Below are 19,936 nucleotides of genomic sequence, written 5' to 3' on the forward strand. Positions count from 1 at the left end.
CTTTCCTCTTGATGGGTTTTCACCGGCGCTTACAGCGCTACCGGCCACTCCTGCGCCAGCCAGGACTGCAACGCCGCCGCCAGCTCTACCGGGGTACCCTGACGGCTACTGAAGCCCGCCGCCATGACCGCTTCAGGCATCACCGAGCAGGCGGCGCTATTCGGGTCTTGCGTCCACACCTCGACGCCCTGCTTGCGCAGACGCCGGCAAGCCTGCACGCCGTCTTCGCCCATACCGCTGAAAATGATTGCCCCGCAGGCCGGCGCGAACGCATCGCCCACCTGGTCCAGCAACGTCTCGATTGACGGCTGATACAGACCCGGCCAAGGCGTATCACTGAGCCGCACCCGACCTTCCGGAGAAAAGCTCAGGCTACGTTTGATCGGTGCGACCAGCACATCGCCGTCATGCAAGCCGCTGCCCGCGACACAGTTGAGGATGCGCCAGTCGTTCTGGCGGCCAATAATGCCTGGCAGCCGCTCTTCGAATCCGGCATCGATATGCTGCGCATAAATAAAGGCGACCGGCAGGTCCGCCGGCAGGCTATCGAGGAAGACCTTTACCGCAGCGGGACCACCCAGGGAGGCGCCCAACAACCAGACACAACGTGCGGGAGGTCTGACCGGCTGACTGTCTGTGACCGTGTCGCTGACCGTCAGCATGCTCGGCAACTGACCCGCGGGCGCAGGACCCAATAACGGCAGCAGCTTGTTGTAAAGGCGGCGCTCCCAACGCGGATAATCTTCAGTGTCAGGCGCTGGAATTTCGCCTGCACCGAGCAGTACCGGAACCGCGCTGTGTTCAAGTAACCAGTCTGACAGCGCCGACTCCTCCGGCAACTCAAGCAGCCAGGCGTCAGTATTTATACTGGCCAGCCGCTGGCAATCCAGCTGACCGGGATCAGCGCAAAAGCTGATCCGGTAGCCAAAGTGCTGGAGCACCTCGGTCAACAACCGGCGCTTGTCCGGATTACCGGCCAACAGGCCGATGGCGGGCGCAGTTGCTTCAGCCACGAACCTTGACCAGTTTGCCTATCGCCTCCAACAGCTGAGCTTCCTGATAGGGCTTGCCCAGATAATCATTCACCCCGATGGTACGGGCGCGCTCGCGGTGCTTTTCACCGGTTCGCGAGGTAATCATGATAATCGGCAGATCCGCCAGACGCTCGTCGTGGCGCACCAGCGTGGCCACTTCAAACCCGTCCATGCGCGGCATTTCGATGTCCAGCAGCATGATGTCCGGATGCACGTCCTGCAGCCGCGCAATAGCTTCGATCCCGTCCTTGGCGGTAATCACCTCCATGCCGTGACGCTCCAGCAACCGCGAGGTCACCTTGCGTACCGTGATCGAATCGTCCACCACCATAACCAGGGTCGAGCGCTCGTCTTCCTTCTCGGTTATCGCATGCGCCCGTTCTGCGGCCAGCCGCTGTTGCGATTGCAAAGCCAACTGAGCACGAATGACCGCCAACAGATCGAGAATCACCACCACCCGTCCGTCGCCGAGAATGGTCGCGCCGGCGATCCCCGGCACGACGGCAAACTGTTTGCCCAGGCCCTTCACCACGATCTCGCGCGAACCGGCTAGCGCGTCAACCTGCACCGCCACCGTATGCTCGGCGCCGCGCACCAGAATCACCGGTAGCGGCAACGTGTGCCCGCTCAAGCGTGGCTGTTGGCCAGTGACCAGCAGATTGCCCAGGTAGCGCAGATCATAGCGCTTGCCAGCGTATTCGAACGGCGGCGCGTCCGGCGCGTAATAAGCCTCCAGTTCATAACCGGAGACGCGCACGATACCTTCAATGGTATTCAGCGGGATCGCGTACAGGTCATCGCCGGAATAAACCATCAATGCGCGGTTAACCGACACGGTGAACGGCAGGCGGATGGTGAATACACTGCCCTTCCCGGGCTCGGTATCCAGACTCATGCTGCCGCCGAGCTGCTTGACCTCGGCATTGACCACGTCCATGCCGACACCACGCCCGGAGATCTGGGTAATCTTGTCGGCGGTGGAAAACCCCGCTTCAAGAATGAATTGCAGGATCTCCTGATCGGTCAATTCCGCGTCGGCGTCCATCAGTCCGCGCTCAATCGCCTTGCGCTTGACCGCATCGAGATTGATGCCGGCGCCGTCATCGGCCAATTGCAGCACAATCTCACCGCCTTCGCGGTGCAGATCGATACGGATGCGCCCTTCTTCCTGTTTACCCTTGGCTGCACGCACGTCAGGTAGCTCGATACCATGATCGACGGCGTTACGCAGCATATGCTCCAGCGGTCCGATCATCCGCTCCAGCACGCTGCGGTCCATCTCGCCCTCGGCATTGCCGATGTCCAACACCACCTGTTTGCCCAACTCACCTGCCACCTGCCGGACCACGCGGCGCATCCGGGGCAGCAAGCGATCGAAGGGCACCATGCGCGTACGCATCAGGCCTTCCTGCAGCTCGGTATTAACCCGCGCCTGTTGCAGCAACAGGGTTTCGGCGTCGCGGCTCTTGGCCGCCATGGTTTCTTTCAGATCCAGCAAGTCAGACGCCGATTCGAACAACGACCGGGACAACTGCTGGAGCTGTGAATAGCGGTCCATTTCCAGGGGGTCGAATTCTTCGTATCCACCCTGTTCGATCTCTTCCTGGTGACGCGAAAGAATCTGCGCCTGGGTTTCCATGTCCAGACGTCGCAACTGGTCACGGACCCGCTCGATGGTGGCGTCCACATCGTGCAGCGTGTTACCCAGGTCGCTGACCTGCTGTTCGATACGGCCCCGGAAAATCGAGGTTTCACCGGCCAGGTTGACCAGCTCTTCCAGCAACTTGGCGGAGACCTTGACGGTTTCCTGCCCGGAGACACGGTTCTGGTTGTCGTCGCCAGCCTCACTGGCCTGCATCGCGCTTTGCAGAATCGCCTTGACCTGGGCCAGCGTTTGCCGCGGTGCCAAGTCCGTCTGCGTCTGCGCCGGTTCAGGAGCCACCACTGGCTGACTGGCCACCGGCAGAGCCGGCATGCTCCAATCAGCCGGGCCCAGATCCACACCACCTGACAATCCTTCCAGCGCCGTCATCAGCGCCAGTAGACCATCGTGCAAGGCTTCGCTGGGCATGCCGTCCATCTGCAACGCGGCTTCCAGCTCCCGAGCCTGCTCGGCCAGTGCGGTCTGACCGGCCATACGCGCGCTGCCCTTGAGGGTTTGCACCCGGTGAATCAGGTCTGCGCCCGCCTTTTGATCCCTGTCCCGTTGCAGCAGCAGCTCCTGGCAAGGCGCCATGAGTTCGACGGCCTCCTCCAGGAACATCGCCAGTAACGGATCAGCCGCCGGCTCGGTCGGCTGCTCATTTGGACGCAATTCAGCTTCTGCAGCAGCGTCTGTCGCGGCGGCAATGGGCGCCTGCCCGGGCAACTGAGGCGGGAGATCAGGCCGCGCACGGAAACCTTTGATCGCGGCGATCAATCCAGAGCCGTCGCTGATGATTCGACCCGCTACGACCCCTTCAACCATTTCTGCCAGGCTGTCGTGACACGCATGCAGAAGATCGTTGAGCCCGTCGCTGGGCTGGTAGCGCTGGTCGGCCAGCCCTTCGTAGAGGAATTCCAGCTCGTGGGCGAGATCCCCAACCGGCGGGATTTCGGCCATGCGTGCGCCACCCTTGAGGGTGTGCAGGTCACGCTGGAGCGACTCGACCGCCAGGCTGTTACCCGGGTCAGCGATCCACTGCTGCAGGCTCGCCGAGGCGCTATCGATGATTTCCTGCGCCTCTTCAAGAAAGATTTCTACCAGTTCGGCGTCGGTCACTGCATCCTGCGGATTCCAGGTACCTGCCGAGGGCGTGACCATCTTCGCCACAGTCACCGCCGCGGCCGCGGGGAGTAGCTCGCGCAACGCGCCAATTTCCATCACCGCAGGCGGAATATGCTGATGCGCAGCGACCTGATCCATCATGCCTATAAGGCGCTCATGTCCAGCAGCAAGCGCGCTGATAGCCATTTCGTCAAGCTCGACACGACCGGCAACCAGCGCTTCATGCACGTCTTCCAGGCACTGAGCCAGGGCTTCAATCGGCGGCAGATCCACTTCACCGGCGACATCAGCCAGCGCACGCAGGCTCTGACGCAACTCCTGACTGTCCAGCTCGACATCCTGACCGCGCTGACGCGCTTCCAGCACATCCGCTGCATCCATCAGTTGATCGATGCCTTCAGTAAGGAAAATCGACAACAGACCCACGCTGGCGGCGCCGCTTTCGAGTTCATCGCGGCCGCTGTGACGAGCCGCCATGCCTTGTTCACGCACCTTGTCGAGTTGCTGGAGAAACTCTGGTGTACCAGGGATAGGCTGTTCAGGCGTGGTGTCGAGCTGAGCAACGCCGGCCTCGATCAATTGCACTGAGTCGGTCAACAGATCGGCCAGCGCCTGGTCGACCGAAATCAGATTGGCCTTGAAATCCTTGGCCAGTTTTTCCAGCGGTGTCGCCAACACGGCGATGGGCTGGATGCCGGCCATGTGCGCACTGCCCTTGAGCGTGTGCAACGCGCGCTGCAATGCATCGCTGACCGGCCTCGGCAGCGCTTCCGCGCATCTGTCGAGAAAGGCATTGATCTGTTCGATATGCGACTGGGTTTCGTTGCGAAAGATCTCCAGCAGTATCGGGTCCAGACCACTCTCAGTGGTGTGTATAGCGGCTGGCTCGACCTTTGACTCTTCAGTATCCGGCAACTCGGGTGCAGGCTCTTCGGCGGGCAGCTCCTGTTGCTGCTCCAGCTCCGCATCGAACTCAAGGTGCTCAGCAGGCTCTTCCGCTGCAGGCTCGGTCTCGCTATCGACTTCCTCGCCGATCAGATCGCTGCTGTCAGCGCCCTCGATATCGCCGTCGATCTGCGGCTCGTTGTCAGCGGCACTCTCAGCCTCGATCTGGACATCGAACAACAAATCCTCACCCGATTCACCCTGAGATAGCGCATCGGCCAGCGCCGCCAAGCGGGCTACCTCCGGCAAAGGCTGCTGACGATTATGTTCAAAATCCTCTACCAGGCGCGGCATCACCTCGCGGACTGAATTAATCACCTCGAAAATCGCCGGTGACAGATCGATGCTGCGATCAATCACCCGGTTGAGCATGTTCTCTACCGACCAGGCCAGCTCGGCGAGAATGCCGGCCTTGACCATACGCCCACTGCCCTTGAGGGTATGGAAAGCACGGCGCACTTCCGCACGCGCCTTGTGGTCATCATCATTGGCCTGCCACAGCGGGGTAAATTCGCTGAGCGTGTCCAGTACTTCGCCCGCCTCCTCAACGAAGATTTCCACCAGTTCGGCGTCCATCTCGTCGTCCTGATCATCCTGCTCTACGACCAACGGCTCGACCTCAGCAGCCGGCTGAAGCGGCTCTTCAGGCTCTGGCTCTTGCTCTTGCTCTGGCTCTAGCGCTTCGGGCGAAGTCACGAACGCAGCATCCGATGCTGTCTCGGCAGGACTCTCGTCCAGGTCCTCGAACGACATGTCGTCGAGCTCGGGGGTCAGGGCGGGAGGAGCTGTTTCTTCTTTAAGCTCCGTCTCCGGCGCCAGCGGTGCGGCGCTGTTACCGATGACGCCATTGAGGTCATAGCCCAGCGTTTGCAGGCGCTCTGCCGCCACGGCGAGAATATTGTCACTGCGCTCGGCATCATCTTCCGCCAAACGTTCCAGATAATAATCAACGCTGGTGATCACATCCGCCAGCGCATCCAGCGCGACCCAGTCCGGCACCGCCTTGGGGCCTAACAGTTGGTCGTTGATATATTGTCGACAACTACGCACGGTCGCCGCGGCGCGCTCCAATGGCAACATACCCAGGCCGCCGCGGACGCTGTTGAGCAGTTCGCTGACGGGTTCCAGTTGGGCATGATCCCACTGGCTGGCAATGAAAGCGTTGATGGCTTCACGCGTTTGCTCCAGCGCGTTGCGTGCTTCCTGTATCACCTGCTGGTGCACCAGCGCCATGTCCTGAGCCGCCGCCATGCGCTGCATGTCGGTGCCGCCAGCGTTTCCGCCGTCATTGCGTTCGATACCCAGAATACCCTGCAAACTGGCTTCCACGTAGAGCAGCGCGCCAGCCACATCCATCAGTGAGGCATCGTTGACTTCGCTCTGCCCGCTGGCCAGCTGTTCGACCTGCTGGATCTGCTCCTGCAGGACCCGACGCGGCTGACCTAATCCGAGCATCGCCAGCGTATCGGCGATCTGCTTCATATTCGGAGCCAGCGTGGCAAGATCGTCCATCTGGCTACGATCGCTGCGGACAAACAGGTCGAGCCGATCCTTGACCTGCATCAGCTCTTCACCCAACGCCTCAACCACCGACTGCATCGCGCTGCGATCAGGGCCAACCAGGCGTGAGCCGGTGGCCTGATTGGCAATATCGTCTTCGGTCAGCAGGGCCTTGAGTTGATAACGTTGTTTGAGGGCATCCAGGCGCGGGCTGCCGCCTGGACTCTTGGCCACGTAAAACAGCAGGTTGCGCAGCAGTTCCTGCGCAGGCGGCGTATCCAGCGCCGCGGGGCCCTGGTCCAGCAGCACCCGTACCTCGCGGTCGGCCTGGCGCAACAGTTGCCGAATGGCCGCGCCATTTTCAATCGTGCCGTGCTCGACCCCTTCGACGACACCAGCATAGGCGGCCCACAAATCGGCATAAGCAGAGCCCCGGCATTGCGCCTGCAAGCGACTGAAGACCTTGCCCAACTGCCGTGCATTGCCGGATACGTCCTGGCCACGAATGATGCCCGCCTGGGCAATCTGCATGGCCTGACGCAATTTGCGCAATTGCCATACGGTGTGTTCATCGCTGAAATTGGTCAGTCTCTCGGAGGCGTCTACCGGCTCGCCGGTATCTACGTCCGGGCTGAACAACGCGGTTTCCGACAGCAGCTTTTCGCCGCGCGCGGTGCGCATGTCATTGAGCAGTGGCAGCAACACCAACGGCAGATCGCGGCGGCCGCTCTGGACCCGGTCAAGGTAAGTGGGCAGTTGCAGTATGGCTTGCATCAGCACGTCCAGCGCCTCGCCTTCACGGCTGGCACTGCCATGCATCAATGCCTGAGCGAGCTTTTCCATTTCCTCTGCAAGCAGGGCTGCGCCGTAAAATTCGACCATCTGCAGCGTGCCGTGGACCTGATGAATATAGGTCAGACAGAAACGCAGCCGAGTCGAGTCTCCCGGGTTCTCAACAAAGGCTTCAAGGGCCTGACGCGCCTGATTCAGCGTCTCGGAAATTTCGCCTTTGACCCAGTCGAGGGCGACATAATCATGCCGATCACCCATATTCACTCCAGCCGTCCATTAGTATCCCGTCGCACGTAAGCCTGCACCCGGTCATCGGGCAGCCGCTCCAGCAGGGGATTATTCCAGTCCACTATTTCACCCAGTCCGATCATCAGCATGCCGCCAGGAGCCAGCCGTTTGGCCAGCAGGTTCAGCAGATCGCGGCGACGCCAACGTCGGAAGTAGATAAGTAGGTTCTGGCAGAAGATGATATCCAGGTCCTGAATCGGAGCCTGGGCCATGTCCAGGATATTGAGCCTGGTAAAGCAGATTCGATCACGCAACGCCGGCACTATTTCGAAGGCTTCTTTGTCGCCAGCGCGCAGCCACTGATGCTTTTCCGTGTCGGTCAGGCCGCCTAGCCGGCTGCCAGGATATTGCCCGGCACGGCCTTGCTCCAGTGCCTTGAGACTGATGTCGGTAGCCCATATGGCGTAGCCGGGCTGCTTGTTCGCAGCCAGCTGCATGGCCTCTTCACTGACCATCGCCAGCGAATAGGCTTCCTCGCCACTGGCGCAGCCAACACTCCAGAGTTGCAGCGGACGCTCCTGAGTGCGCCCCGCAAGCTGCGCCTGCAAATGCCGGGTCACCGCATCATAGGAAGGCCGGTGCCGCATGAAGCTGGTTTCGCGTACGGTCAGGCGGTCAATCAGCGCAGACCATTCGATCGCACCGGTCGGGCCCTGGGTGACATGTTCGTAGTAGGCCTGGTAGTCAGCCATGCTCAGCTCGCGCATGCGCGCGCAGAGGCTGGTCTGCAGGAACACCTTGCGCTGATCATTGACGCAGACACCCGTCCGCGACTCAAGCAGCGCCTGCCACTGATGGAATTGTTCAGCGTCCATCTCCGGCAGTTGCTGCAATGACCAGTTTGGCGTTCTCTGCACAGTATGTCCCTTGCTCATGCCGGCTTACGGGCGGCCTCGGGGCTGCCCGACATCTCTTCTCAGTACTGCTGCGGCAGGGTGAAACCATCGACCGACTGGCGCATGGATTCGGCCTGCACCGCTAGCTCACCAATGCTGCGCGCGGTCGCCGTGGTACCTGCCGACGTCTGCGAGGTAATCTCCTGGATCACGTTCATGGTGTTGGAGATATGGCCGGCCGAAGAAGCCTGTTGGCGAGCGGCATTGGAGATGTTCTGAATCAAGGCCGCGAGACTGGTCGATACCTTCTCGATCTCTTCCAGTGCGACACCGGCGTCCTGCGCCAGACGGGCACCGCGTACTACTTCAGAGGTCGTCTGCTCCATCGAAATAACCGCTTCGTTGGTGTCAGTCTGAATCGTCTTAACCAGCGCTTCGATCTGCTTGGTTGCCGCAGACGAACGTTCCGCAAGACGCTGTACTTCGTCCGCTACCACGGCGAAGCCGCGGCCTGCGTCACCGGCCATGGAGGCCTGGATCGCGGCGTTCAAAGCCAGAATGTTGGTTTGGTCGGCAATGTCGTTGATCAGACTTACGATATCGCCAATCTCCTGGGACGATTCACCCAGACGTTTGATCCGCTTGGAGGTGTCCTGGATCTGTTCGCGAATGGTATCCATGCCGGTGATGGTGTTCTGCACCACCTCGTTACCCTTGTTGGCGATGGCTACCGAGCGCTCTGCTACCGCAGAGGATTCGGCGGCGTTCGCTGATACCTGGTCAATCGACACGGCCATCTCGTTCACGGCTGCCGATGCTCCGGCAATTTCCTGCGCCTGGTGCTCGGACGCTTCGGCCAGATGCATCGCTGTGCCCTGGGTTTCCTGGGCAGCCGAAGACACCTGCAGCGCGGTTTCGTTAATCGTCTGTACCAGCGCGCGCAGTTGGTCGATGGAGAAGTTGATCGAGTCGGCAATCGCCCCGGTGAAGTCTTCGGTTACCGTCGCTTGGGCCGTCAAGTCACCATCAGCAAGGTCGGCAATTTCGTCCAGCAGTCGCAGAATCGCCGCCTGGTTCTTGTCGTTCTTCTCGGCGGTTTCGGCCAGACGAATACGCGTTTCACGAGTCATCTGCACACCGATCAGCAGGATCGAACCCAGCGCGATCAGCGCCAACACATAGCCCAGCACGGTGTTGATCCAGCGCGCGTCGCTGCGCGCCTCGAAACCGGCGGTGAGTGCAGATACGTTATCCAGCAACAGCTGGGAGTCAGTGAAGGTCTCGCTCGCGGCCAGACTCACCTGATACAGCTCGGGCGAGGTCAACAGAATCTCGTCTACCGATTCGGAAACGAAGGTAAACAGATCAGCAATGTCGTTCAGCCGGATGATCGCGTCCGGATCTGTTACCCGCTCAATACCAATCGATGGGTTGCCTTCAATCATGCCCTGCAGTACACGACCAAACAGACTGGCATCTCGGCCAAAACTGTCGGCGGCCATGACCGCATCCTCATCACCGGCCAGTACCCGGTTTACCGAGTTGAGGATACGTTCGGCAAGCAGCGACTGACGCTGGGCAATCGCTACCTGATCCGCAGCAGCGTTACTGGAGATCAGCACATCTACCACGTCTTCGTACTCGACCTGCAACTGCGGAATCGTGTCGGAGAGGGTCAGCGCCACTTCGTTCAGAGACAGAACCGTGGCTTCGCTGGCAAGAATTTCGTCGGCATTGCTACGCACCCGGTCCCAGTTAGCCTGCACAGTCTGCAGCTGATCCTGCAGTGACTGGGGCGTAGCCGGCAGACCGGTTTCCTCGCGGCCATTGGTCAGATATTCGAAGCGCTGCTGGAAGTCATTACGCGCCTCCAGCAACAGGCCAAACGCCTCGGGCGTGCCGGTAGCCGCCTCACTGGCAGACTTGGAGATCTGCTGCGAGAGCACCCGCAACTCACCGGCGTGACCGATGTATTCCGTGTCGTAGGCACTCTGAATGTTCAGGTACAGGAAGTTGACGAAGAGCAACAACAGCGAGACGATCAGCGCGGCAAACAGGCCGGTGAGCGTGCGGTTACCGCGCATGTTGGACAGTATCTGTTTATCGAACTTTTTCATCATCTGGCCCCTACCTGGCCTACAACATTATTCTCGTTACCCGTGATTTAGTCGCGACACCGACACGCCGGCCATCGCCCCTCCCTCAATCAGATCGCCACGTCGAGAAACGCCTGATCGCGTGCCAACGCCCGGAAATTGAATACCAGTGACGATACCGACTCCTGAACATAGGCTCCCACCACGAAAGGTCTGAAGCCTTCCTCAATAGCGGGCAATTCGGTGCTGAAGCTGCTGACGGGAAAATGCTGCATTCCCAGCAACTCATCTACCAGCAAGCCCACAAACAGTTCATCGCGGTCCAGTACCAGGACGCGTCGCTGCTTACGGGGGCTGCTGCTAGTGGAATCAAAGAACCGGCTCAAATCGACGATGGGCAACAGGCGTCCGCGCACGTTCGCGACACCTCGTACCCAGGTCTTGACCCGGGGCAATGCGGTATACCGAGGTTCATGCAGGATTTCACTGACTTCGCCCATGGCCGCCACCATAGGCTGCCCGGCGAGCCGAAAGCCCACACCACTCCAGGTCTCGCTGACAACGTCCTGCGCTGGCAGACCTATGGCCTGCCGGCGACATTGCGTTGCCAACTGCTGGAGAAGATCGAAAGGATGAATTGATTCTGCCATGCCGTGCCTGTTCTGGTTGTTATGCGGCAACATGCCAGCGGCTGAATCAGCCGCCCAGCACCGACTTCAATGTCTTGATCAGCGTATCTTCCTCAACCGGCTTGGTGAGGTAGTCTTTGGCGCCTTGACGCTTGCCCCAGACCTTGTCAGTTTCCTGGTCTTTGGTGGTGACGATAATCACCGGAATATGCGCCGTTTCAGGGTCTTTGGTCAGCTGTCGTGTTGCCTGAAAACCGTTCAGGCCAGGCATGACGATGTCCATCAGCACCGCGTCCGGCTTTTCCTGCCGGGCCAATGCCACCCCATCTGCTCCATTTTCGGCCTTGAGTACTTCGTGGCCATGTTTTTCCAGCATGCCAGTCAGCTTGTACAGCTCAGTAGGCGAATCATCTACTACAAGAATTCGGGCCATTTTACTCCCCCGGTAAGGCAATAAGGCTGCAACCGGCTCACGCGCCGGATGCACCCGCTAAATCGTCGGTTTGTGGAACATGGGCACGAATCGCGCCCAGCAGCTCTTCCTTGCTGAAGGGTTTGGTCAAGTATTGATCTGAACCAACAATGCGCCCCTTGGCTTTATCGAACAGCCCGTCCTTGCTGGACAGCATGATCACCGGGGTACCCCGGAAGGCGCTGTTGTTTTTTATCAGCGCACAGGTCTGATAGCCATCAAGACGCGGCATCATGATGTCAACAAAGATAATATCGGGGTGGTGGTCAGCGATCTTGGCCAGCGCATCGAAACCATCGACGGCGGTAATCACTGTGCATCCGACCTTTTTCAGCAGGGTTTCTGCTGTACGGCGGATGGTCTTGCTGTCGTCAATGACCATGACTTTCAGGCTTTCGAAATTTTCTTCCATTATGACCAGCCCTTGTTATTGATGGTGGGTGGTTAGCGCAAATGGCCTGTTGCCAGCGCACAACCAGCCAATCCCTTTTCCGCGTACTTTTAACATAGTTTATGCAGCCAATCTATTGAGGCAGCACCGTTTCACGCTTTTCTGCTGCAATGCATCAGATATGAGACATCCGTCAACATTAGTCAACCTTTCATCGCGAGCAAAGCTGGGAGTACACTCAGCCTTTCGAAACTGAGCCATATTGCTAGCCACATCGCTCAACCAAGTTGCTCACCTATAGCGGACCAACCACCTTATGCGCATTCGTCTTGGCATCGTCATGGATCCGATTCACGCGATCCACTACAAGAAAGACAGCTCCCTGGCCATGTTGCTTGCTGCCCAGCAGCGCGGCTGGGAACTGCAGTATATGGAGCCCCAGGATCTCTACCTTGCTGACGGCCAGGCAATGGGCCACATGCGCGAACTGAAGGTGCATGCCGATCCACAGCACTGGTTCGATCTGCAAGAACACCAACACACACCACTGGCCGATCTGGACGTGATCCTGATGCGCAAGGATCCGCCTTTTGATAACGAGTTTCTCTACGCCACGCATATTCTGGAAGCCGCCGAGCGCGCTGGTGCAATGGTGGTCAATCGGCCCGCGAGTCTGCGCGACTGCAATGAAAAGCTGTTTGCTACCCAGTTTCCCCAATGCACCCCGGAAAATGTTGTCACCCGCCGCGCCGACATTTTGCGCGCTTTTGCAAAAAAACACCGTGACGTCATTCTCAAACCGCTCGATGGAATGGGCGGATCGATGATTTTTCGTATTCAGGAGAACGATCCGAACCTGAGCGTGATCATCGAAACCCTGACCCAGTTCGGTCAACAGCAGATCATGGCCCAGCGTTACCTGCCGGAAATCAAGGACGGCGACAAACGCATCCTGATGATTGATGGCGAGCCGCTGCCGTATTGCCTGGCGCGCATTCCCCAGCAGGGCGAAACGCGCGGCAACCTGGCAGCCGGCGGGCGTGGCGAAGCACGCCCGCTGACCGAGCGTGATCGCTGGATCGCCAATCAGGTAGGCCCGAGCCTGCGCGAACGCGGTCTGCTGTTTGTCGGCCTGGATGTGATTGGCGATTATCTGACCGAAATCAACGTCACCAGTCCGACCTGTATCCGTGAAATCGACGCCGCTTACCAAACCGATATTGGCGGGCAGTTGATGGACGTGATTGACCAACGTCTCAAAGCGCGCAGGGGCGCATAGACTTTTTCCGGCGCGCGCGGCAGACTTCGCAGGAAAATGTCAGCCGCCGCCAGCCTACGGACAGCATGAATAAAGCCGTGACACCCTCGGAAATCGCCAAGCAGCCCGACCCACCGGTGGTTACGGCGCGTGATCGCCTGGGTTTTACCCTGTTTCTAGCGGCGGTTCTGCACGCTCTGGTTATTCTGGGTATCACCTTCGATCTGCCCACCCCAAGCGAACTGTCAAAAACCCTGGAAATCACACTCGCTACCCAGCCTTCCGAGCAACAGCCGGAAAAAGCTGACTACCTGGCGCAGATGAATCAGGAAGGCAGCGGCACGCTGGAGGAAAAGGCCGCACCCAGCACCACCGAAGAGGCGGTGTTCCAGGATACCGAGGTCAATGAGGTTGAACCGCCGCAGGAAGCCAGTGCGCCGGAACCCGAGCCAGTACGCGAACAACAGGTCGTCACCACCACCGCGCCGCAACCGGACCGCGTCGCCAAGGCGCCGCCGACCCCCGATCCGGTGGATACCAGCGTGACCCTGCAGCGCTTTGACGTCACTCGCCTGTCCCAGGAAATCGCCAGCTTGGAAGCGCAATTGGCCGAAGAGCGCCAGCAATACGCCAACCGCCCGCGCGTGCACCGCCTCAACGCCGCCTCGACCATGCAGGACAAGGGTGCTTATTACAAAGACGCCTGGCGGCGGAAAGTCGAGCGTATCGGCAATCAGAACTATCCAGCCGAAGCACGCGACAACAGCATTTACGGCAGCCTGCGCCTGCTGGTATCGATCAATCGCGACGGCACGCTGCGCGAAGTGCAGGTGCTGGAGTCCTCCGGACACCGCATTCTGGATAACGCCGCGCTGCGCATCGTGCGCCTGGCTGCACCCTACGCACCCTTCACTGGGGATCTGATGGACGTCGATGTGCTGGAAATCATACGCACCTGGCGCTTTGAGCCGGGCAACCGGGTTTCGAGTTTCTGACATACCCCGTGCCGCCCTTGGCGCTTGAAGCTTATCGCGCAAAGCCCAATACTATGGTCATGAGCCAAACCAAACCGAATTACCTCAAGCACCACTTCCTCATAGCCATGCCGCATATGGCAGACCCGCGTTTCGTCAATAGCCTGATTTACCTTTGTGATCACAACGAGGACGGCGCCATGGGCCTGGTGATCAATCAGCCCAGCGACCTGCATCTGGCCGACATCCTCGAACAACTGCAACCGGCGGTCGACCTGCCCGGCAAGGTTGCCAGCTTCCCTGTGTATAACGGCGGCCCGGTGCAGACCGAACGCGGTTTCGTGCTGCACCGCGGCCCGGAACAATGGGAAGCGAGCATGGATCTGGGACAGTTACAGCTGACTACCTCGCGCGACATCCTGCTCGACATGGCGCACGGCATTGGCCCTTCCGAGGTATTACTGGCGCTGGGTTATGCTGGCTGGGACGCAGGCCAACTGGATCAGGAACTGGCTGAGAACGTCTGGCTCAGTTGTCCGGCCGATCTGCATATTCTGTTCGAACTGCCCAGTGAAGAGCGGCTGTTAGCCGCCGCGCGCAGCCTGGGTATCGATTTGCGTCTACTGACCAGCCAGGCCGGACACGCTTGATGGCAGCACTGCAGCGAGCTATGGCCTTCGATTACGGCACCAAGCAGATCGGCGTGGCGGTAGGTCAGACCCTGACCCGCCGCGCCGAACCCGTTGCAGTCCTGCGCGCCCGTGATGGCGTTCCCGACTGGAACGACATCGCCCGCCTGATCAGCGAATGGAAGCCCGATACATTAGTTGTCGGCCTGCCGCTGAACATGGACGGCAGCCCGAGCGAGATGAGCGGCCGCGCGGAGAAATTCTCCCGCCGCCTGCATGGCCGCTTCAACCTGCCAGTCCACTGCATCGACGAACGCCTTTCTACCTTCGAAGCCAAACAGAGCCTGCGTGACAGCGGCCGCACTCCGGCCAGCTACCGCGACAATCCGGTAGACAGCCTGGCTGCGGCGCTGCTGCTGGAAACCTGGCTCAACGAACAACCCGAGGAGACGCCATGAGCGCCTTGCCCGAGGTCGGCCCATTGCTGCAACGCATGGCTGACGAATTGACCGATTACCTGAAGCAGCGTCAGATTAGCGAGCCGGCCTTTGTCGGCATTCATACCGGCGGCGTCTGGGTCGCGGAGCGGCTGCGCAAGCTATGCCTGCCCGATGCGCCAATGGGCACGCTGGACATCGCCTTCTACCGCGATGACTTTGCCCAGAACGGTCTGCAGCCCGGGGTGCAACCCTCAGAGCTGCCCTTTTCGGTAGATGATCGCCACCTGATTCTGGTCGACGATGTGCTGATGACCGGGCGCACCATCCGCGCTGCGCTGAACGAGCTGTTCGATTACGGCCGGCCGGCTTCCGTTACGCTGGTAACCCTGCTAGATATCGAAGCGCGGCAGCTGCCGATTCGCGCCGATGTACTGGGCAGTAGCCTGGTCCTGCCGGCCGGCCAGCGCGTCAAGCTGACGGGGCCTGACCCTTTGCAGCTCACCCTGAACCCTGTTGCCAAACACTGAGAGGCCCATGAGCACCCCACCCAGCCATTTGCAACTTAACTTCCAGGGTCAGCTGCGGCACTTTCTGACTATCGAAGGCTTGTCCCGCGACCTGCTAACCGAGCTGCTGGATACCGCCGACTCCTTTCTTGAAGTGGGCGAACGGGCAGTCAAGAAGGTCCCGCTGCTGCGTGGCAAGACCGTCTGCAACGTATTCTTCGAGAACTCCACGCGCACCCGCACCACCTTCGAGCTGGCGGCCAAGCGGCTGTCGGCCGACGTGCTGAACCTGAACATTCAAACCTCCTCGACCAGCAAGGGTGAAACCCTGTACGACACCCTGCGCAACCTGGAAGCGATGGCCGCCGACATGTTTGTGGTCCGCCACGGCGACTCGGGCGCGGCGCATTTCATCGCTGGCCATGTGTGCCCCGATGTGGCGATCATCAACGCCGGTGACGGCAACCACGCGCACCCGACCCAGGCGATGCTCGACATGCTGACCATTCGCCGGCACCGCGGCGATTTCACCAAGCTGTCGGTGGCGATTGTCGGCGATATTCTGCACTCCCGCGTGGCCCGCTCGAACATGCAGGCGCTGCAGACTCTCGGCTGTCCGGACATTCGCGTAATCGCCCCGCGGACGCTTCTGCCGGCCGGCATCGATCAATACGGCGTGCGCGTGTTCAACGATCTGCGCGTCGGCCTGCGCGATGTCGATGTGGTAATCATGCTGCGTCTGCAGAAGGAGCGCATGCAAAGCGGTTTGCTGCCCAGCGAGGGCGAATACTACCGGCTCTACGGCCTGACCCGGGAAACTCTGGCACTGGCCAAGCCGGATGCGCTGGTCATGCACCCCGGGCCGATCAACCGCGGTGTGGAGATTGAATCCGAAGTGGCCGACGGCGCCCAATCGGTGATCCTCAATCAGGTCACTTACGGCATCGCCGTGCGTATGGCCGTGATGTCCATGGCCATGACCGGACAGAACGCCCAGCGCCAGCACAATCAGGAAATCCTGGCAGCCGACCAGGCCAGGAAATCAGGTCAGGAAACCCCAGCATGCGATTGACCATTGAAGGCGCCCGGGTCATTGACCCGGCCAGCCAGTTTGACCAGATCACCGACCTGCACATCGCCGCAGGCCATATCGTCGGCATCGGCGAGGCCCCGGAAGGTTTCAGCGCCAATCAACGCATCGACGCTCGCGGGCTGATCGCCAGTCCCGGCCTGGTGGACTTGAATGTCAGCCTGCGTGAGCCCGGTCGCACCCGCAAGGGCACCATCGACAGCGAAACCCGCGCCGCCGCCGCAGGTGGTGTGACTAGCCTGTGCAGCCTGCCCGACACCTTGCCGGTACTGGACACACCTGCGGTGGCCGAGCTGATTCTGGACCGCGCCGAACAAGCCGGACAGGTTCGCGTTTTCCCGTTTGGCGCGTTGACCCGCGGCCTGGATGGCGAGCAACTGAGTGAACTGGTAGCCCTGCGCGACGTAGGCTGCGTCGCCTTTACCCAGGGTCTGGCGCCGATGAAGAGCAACCGCATTCTGCGCCGGGCACTGGAATACGCGGCCGGCTTTGATCTGCCTGTGGTCTTCATGCCCCAGGATCCGGATATTGCCGAGGGCGGCAGCGCGCACGAAGGCGCCACTGCAGCACGCATGGGCCTGGTAGGTATTCCCGAAACCGCAGAAACGGTAGCCTTGGCTCGCGATCTGCTGCTGGTCGAGCAGACCGGCGTGCAGGCACATTTCAGTGGCCTGACCAGTGCCCGGGCGATGGATATGCTCGCTGATGCCCAGGCCCGCGGCCTGCGCGTCAGCGCCGACGTGGCGATGTATCAGTTACTGCTGTGCGATGAGGATCTGGAAGGCTTTTCCAGCCTGCTGCACGTGCAGCCGCCGCTGCGCAGCAAGCAGGATCGCCATGCCTTGCGCCAGGCGGTGCAAAGTGGCGTGGTGCAGGCGATCGCGTCGCACCATCAGCCGCACGAACAGGAAGCCAAGCGCGTGCCCTTTGCCGCTTCCGCGCCGGGTATCAGCAGTGTGGAAATTCTCCTGCCGCTGGCTCTGACCCTGGTCGCCGACGGCCTGCTGGAGCTCCCGGCGTTGCTCTCACGGCTGACCTGCGGGCCGGCCACCGCGCTCAATCTGCCAGCAGGCAGCATCAGCTTGCACGGACGGGCGGACATCACCCTGTTCGACCCGGTGGCCGCCAGCCTGATTGGTCACAACTGGCTGTCCAAGGGCGCCAACTGCCCCTTCATCGGCAAGGGTGCACCGTGCAAGGTCACGCACACCATCAGTCACGGAAAACTGGTCTATCAGGCCTAGGATAACGACAAGGAAGGGTTGGGAACGATGGCAACTTTTGGCTTACGCGGTAAATCGCTTTTAGCCTTGCTGCTGGCATGTCTACTGGCGTTGGTGCCCGCGGCACTCATTGGTTGGCTGGCACTGCAAAGTATTCATGAGCACTTCGGCGATGCTTATGCGCGCAACGCCACACTGTTGAATCGCGAAAAAATCCGCGCACCTATTTCCCGTGAGCTGGCACTGTCGCTGCGCCTGGCGGATTCGGAAGTCACCCGCCAATGGCTGCTGGACGAGCAAGACCAGGCCAAAAGCGAGCTGTTCTTCATGGAAGCCGAAGGCTACCGCCGGGACTTTCGTGATCATGCCTATTTTATTGGCAGCGTGGCTAGCCAGGGCTACTACTTCAACAGCAACGACGAGCCGCTCAATCCCGAACCACGCTACGTGCTGGACGCCGACAAACCCGCCGACAGCTGGTTCTTCAGCTCCCTGCGCGACACCGACAAATACAACATCAACGTCGATTTCAATCCAACTCTGGACACTACCAAGGTCTGGTTCAATATCCTGGTCAAGGATCACGACGGCACTACTATCGGGCTGGCCGGCTCGGGCCTGGACCTGTCTGACTTCGTTCGAGACTTTATCGCCAGCGAGAACCCTGGTGTCAGTCCGATGATCTTTGATCACAACGGCGCAATTCAGGCGCATCAGAACGCCGCGCTGATTGCCCTCAACTCCGGCGCCGACGCCAATGCGCAGGAACAATTCAGTCTGTTCGGGATGATTGCCGACGAGGCTCAGCGCGATCAGGTGCGCAGTGCGATGCAAGCCGCTTTGGCGGAACCAGACAGCGTCGTCACGGTACGGGTGGCGTTGGACGGTAAACCCCAACTGCTGGCGCTGAGTTACCTGCCGGAATTGGGCTGGTATGTCGCCAATGGCGTGGACCTGGATAGTGCTCAGGTCATTGACGGCGAGTGGTTGCTACCGATTCTGCTCGCGTTGGGCGGCCTGATTCTGGTGCTGATGCTGCTGTTTGCACTGGCGATCGAACGCCTGCTGCTCAAGCCCCTGCGCCAGCTTAAATACAGCGCCCAGGCCATGGCTTCAGGCCGCTATGACGTGCAGATGCCGACCGCACGAGATGACGAGATTGGCGAACTGAGCACTGCCTTCGGAGTCATGGCCAACAAGGTCAAACAAAATACTCTGGAGCTGGAACAGCGTGTTCAGGAGCGCACCAGCGAGCTGGAACAGGCCAATCAGGAAATGTCCCACGCGCAGAAGAAGATCGGCGACTCGATTGATTATGCCAGCCTGATTCAGCGCTCGATTCTGCCTGACCGTGAACTGGTTAATGCGCTGGGCGAACACCATGCCGTGCTCTGGCGGCCGCGGGATGTGGTCGGCGGCGACTTCTATGTGTTTCGCAGTGAAGGCCAGCATTGCCTGCTTGGCGTCGTTGATTGCGCCGGCCATGGCGTACCCGGCGCACTGATGACCATGCTCGCGCACGCTGCCCTGGACCAGGCGATCAGCGACTGTGGCATGCAGGACCCCGCGGGAGTGCTGCAGCGGACTGACCAGATTATCCGCAAGATGCTCAGTGATGCACCTGAATACAAGGCGCTGGCAACCAACATGGACGTAGGCCTTGCCTACGTCGACCTGAACCAGCGCAATGTGACCTTTGCTGGAGCCAAAATCGCCTTGTACTACAGCGATGGCAAGACCGTCGATCTGGTAAAAGGCGCCAAACGGGCCTTGGGTGACAAGCGCCAGGCGCAATACGCCAACCACAGCATCGCCCTGGAAACCGGCCGCACCTTCTACATGAGCACCGATGGGTTCCTCGATCAGGCCGGCGGCGAAGACGGATTCGGCTTTGGCAACAGCCGCTTTGCCGATATGCTATTGCAGCATGCGCGCTTGCCACTGGGGCAGCAGAACACCGCTTTCAGTGACACTCTGGCTAGCTACCAGGGTGATTATGCTCAGCGTGACGACATTACCATGCTGTGCTTTCGTTTCGATTGAGCCGCCAGGACGCGTCCTGGCCA

Annotated in this window: 15 protein-coding genes; 8 read left to right on the plus strand and 7 right to left on the minus strand. The window is 60.2% G+C overall.

The features are described from left to right. Positions 1–29 precede the first annotated feature (29 nt). From DT594_RS11100 to DT594_RS11130, 7 genes are all read right to left on the minus strand, one after another. Entirely contained in the window at positions 30–1,013 is a 984-nt protein-coding gene (locus tag DT594_RS11100) for a chemotaxis protein CheB (RefSeq protein ID WP_149332735.1), read from the minus strand. After that, a complete protein-coding gene (locus DT594_RS11105; RefSeq protein ID WP_149332736.1) occupies positions 1,006–7,296 on the minus strand; it encodes a hybrid sensor histidine kinase/response regulator in 6,291 nt (2,096 codons plus the stop codon). Before DT594_RS11105 ends, DT594_RS11100 begins: the two co-directional genes overlap by 8 nt. Positions 7,297–7,298: 2 nt before the next feature. Then, complete coding sequence (locus tag DT594_RS11110; RefSeq protein ID WP_425460542.1) at positions 7,299–8,183, minus strand: CheR family methyltransferase; 885 nt, start codon at positions 8,181–8,183, stop codon at positions 7,299–7,301. 59 nt (positions 8,184–8,242) lie between these two features. Further along, positions 8,243–10,279 (minus strand): methyl-accepting chemotaxis protein, encoded by a 2,037-nt coding sequence (locus tag DT594_RS11115; RefSeq protein WP_149332738.1) that lies wholly within the window; start codon positions 10,277–10,279, stop codon positions 8,243–8,245. Between the two features lie 89 nt (positions 10,280–10,368). Beyond that, a complete protein-coding gene (locus DT594_RS11120; protein ID WP_149332739.1) occupies positions 10,369–10,908 on the minus strand; it encodes a chemotaxis protein CheW in 540 nt (179 codons plus the stop codon). 46 nt (positions 10,909–10,954) lie between these two features. Next, positions 10,955–11,320 (minus strand): twitching motility response regulator PilH, encoded by a 366-nt coding sequence (gene pilH, locus DT594_RS11125; protein ID WP_096346599.1) that lies wholly within the window; start codon positions 11,318–11,320, stop codon positions 10,955–10,957. Between the two features lie 37 nt (positions 11,321–11,357). Continuing rightward, a complete protein-coding gene (locus tag DT594_RS11130) occupies positions 11,358–11,771 on the minus strand; it encodes a response regulator (RefSeq protein WP_149332740.1) in 414 nt (137 codons plus the stop codon). A 295-nt stretch (positions 11,772–12,066) separates the two neighbouring features. On the opposite strand from DT594_RS11130, the gene gshB reads away from it, so the two are divergent. From gshB to siaA, 8 genes are all read left to right on the plus strand, one after another. After that, positions 12,067–13,029, plus strand: coding sequence for a glutathione synthase (gshB, locus tag DT594_RS11135; protein WP_149332741.1), 963 nt, complete (start codon positions 12,067–12,069; stop codon positions 13,027–13,029). Positions 13,030–13,094: 65 nt separating this feature from the next. Continuing rightward, positions 13,095–14,003: an energy transducer TonB gene (locus tag DT594_RS11140; RefSeq protein WP_096346596.1), complete on the plus strand. Its 909-nt coding sequence runs from the start codon at positions 13,095–13,097 to the stop codon at positions 14,001–14,003. Between the two features lie 59 nt (positions 14,004–14,062). Next, complete coding sequence (locus DT594_RS11145) at positions 14,063–14,632, plus strand: YqgE/AlgH family protein (protein WP_149332742.1); 570 nt, start codon at positions 14,063–14,065, stop codon at positions 14,630–14,632. After that, a complete protein-coding gene (gene ruvX / locus DT594_RS11150) occupies positions 14,632–15,069 on the plus strand; it encodes a Holliday junction resolvase RuvX (protein WP_149332743.1) in 438 nt (145 codons plus the stop codon). Before DT594_RS11145 ends, ruvX begins: the two co-directional genes overlap by 1 nt. Next, positions 15,066–15,578, plus strand: coding sequence for a bifunctional pyr operon transcriptional regulator/uracil phosphoribosyltransferase PyrR (gene pyrR, locus DT594_RS11155; protein ID WP_149332744.1), 513 nt, complete (start codon positions 15,066–15,068; stop codon positions 15,576–15,578). The genes ruvX and pyrR overlap by 4 nt, the downstream gene beginning before the upstream one ends. Before the next feature lie 7 nt (positions 15,579–15,585). Then, positions 15,586–16,629 carry an aspartate carbamoyltransferase catalytic subunit gene (locus DT594_RS11160; protein WP_149332745.1) on the plus strand — a complete coding sequence of 348 codons (1,044 nt, stop codon included), beginning with the start codon at positions 15,586–15,588 and terminating at the stop codon, positions 16,627–16,629. Further along, entirely contained in the window at positions 16,620–17,891 is a 1,272-nt protein-coding gene (locus DT594_RS11165; protein ID WP_149332746.1) for a dihydroorotase, read from the plus strand. The genes DT594_RS11160 and DT594_RS11165 overlap by 10 nt, the downstream gene beginning before the upstream one ends. A gap of 27 nt (positions 17,892–17,918) precedes the next feature. After that, positions 17,919–19,913: a biofilm regulation protein phosphatase SiaA gene (siaA, locus tag DT594_RS11170; protein WP_149332747.1), complete on the plus strand. Its 1,995-nt coding sequence runs from the start codon at positions 17,919–17,921 to the stop codon at positions 19,911–19,913. Positions 19,914–19,936: the final 23 nt, after the last annotated feature.

Origin of the sequence: Halopseudomonas laoshanensis (assembly GCF_008365385.1) — a bacterium.
Taxonomy (GTDB): domain Bacteria; phylum Pseudomonadota; class Gammaproteobacteria; order Pseudomonadales; family Pseudomonadaceae; genus Halopseudomonas; species Halopseudomonas laoshanensis.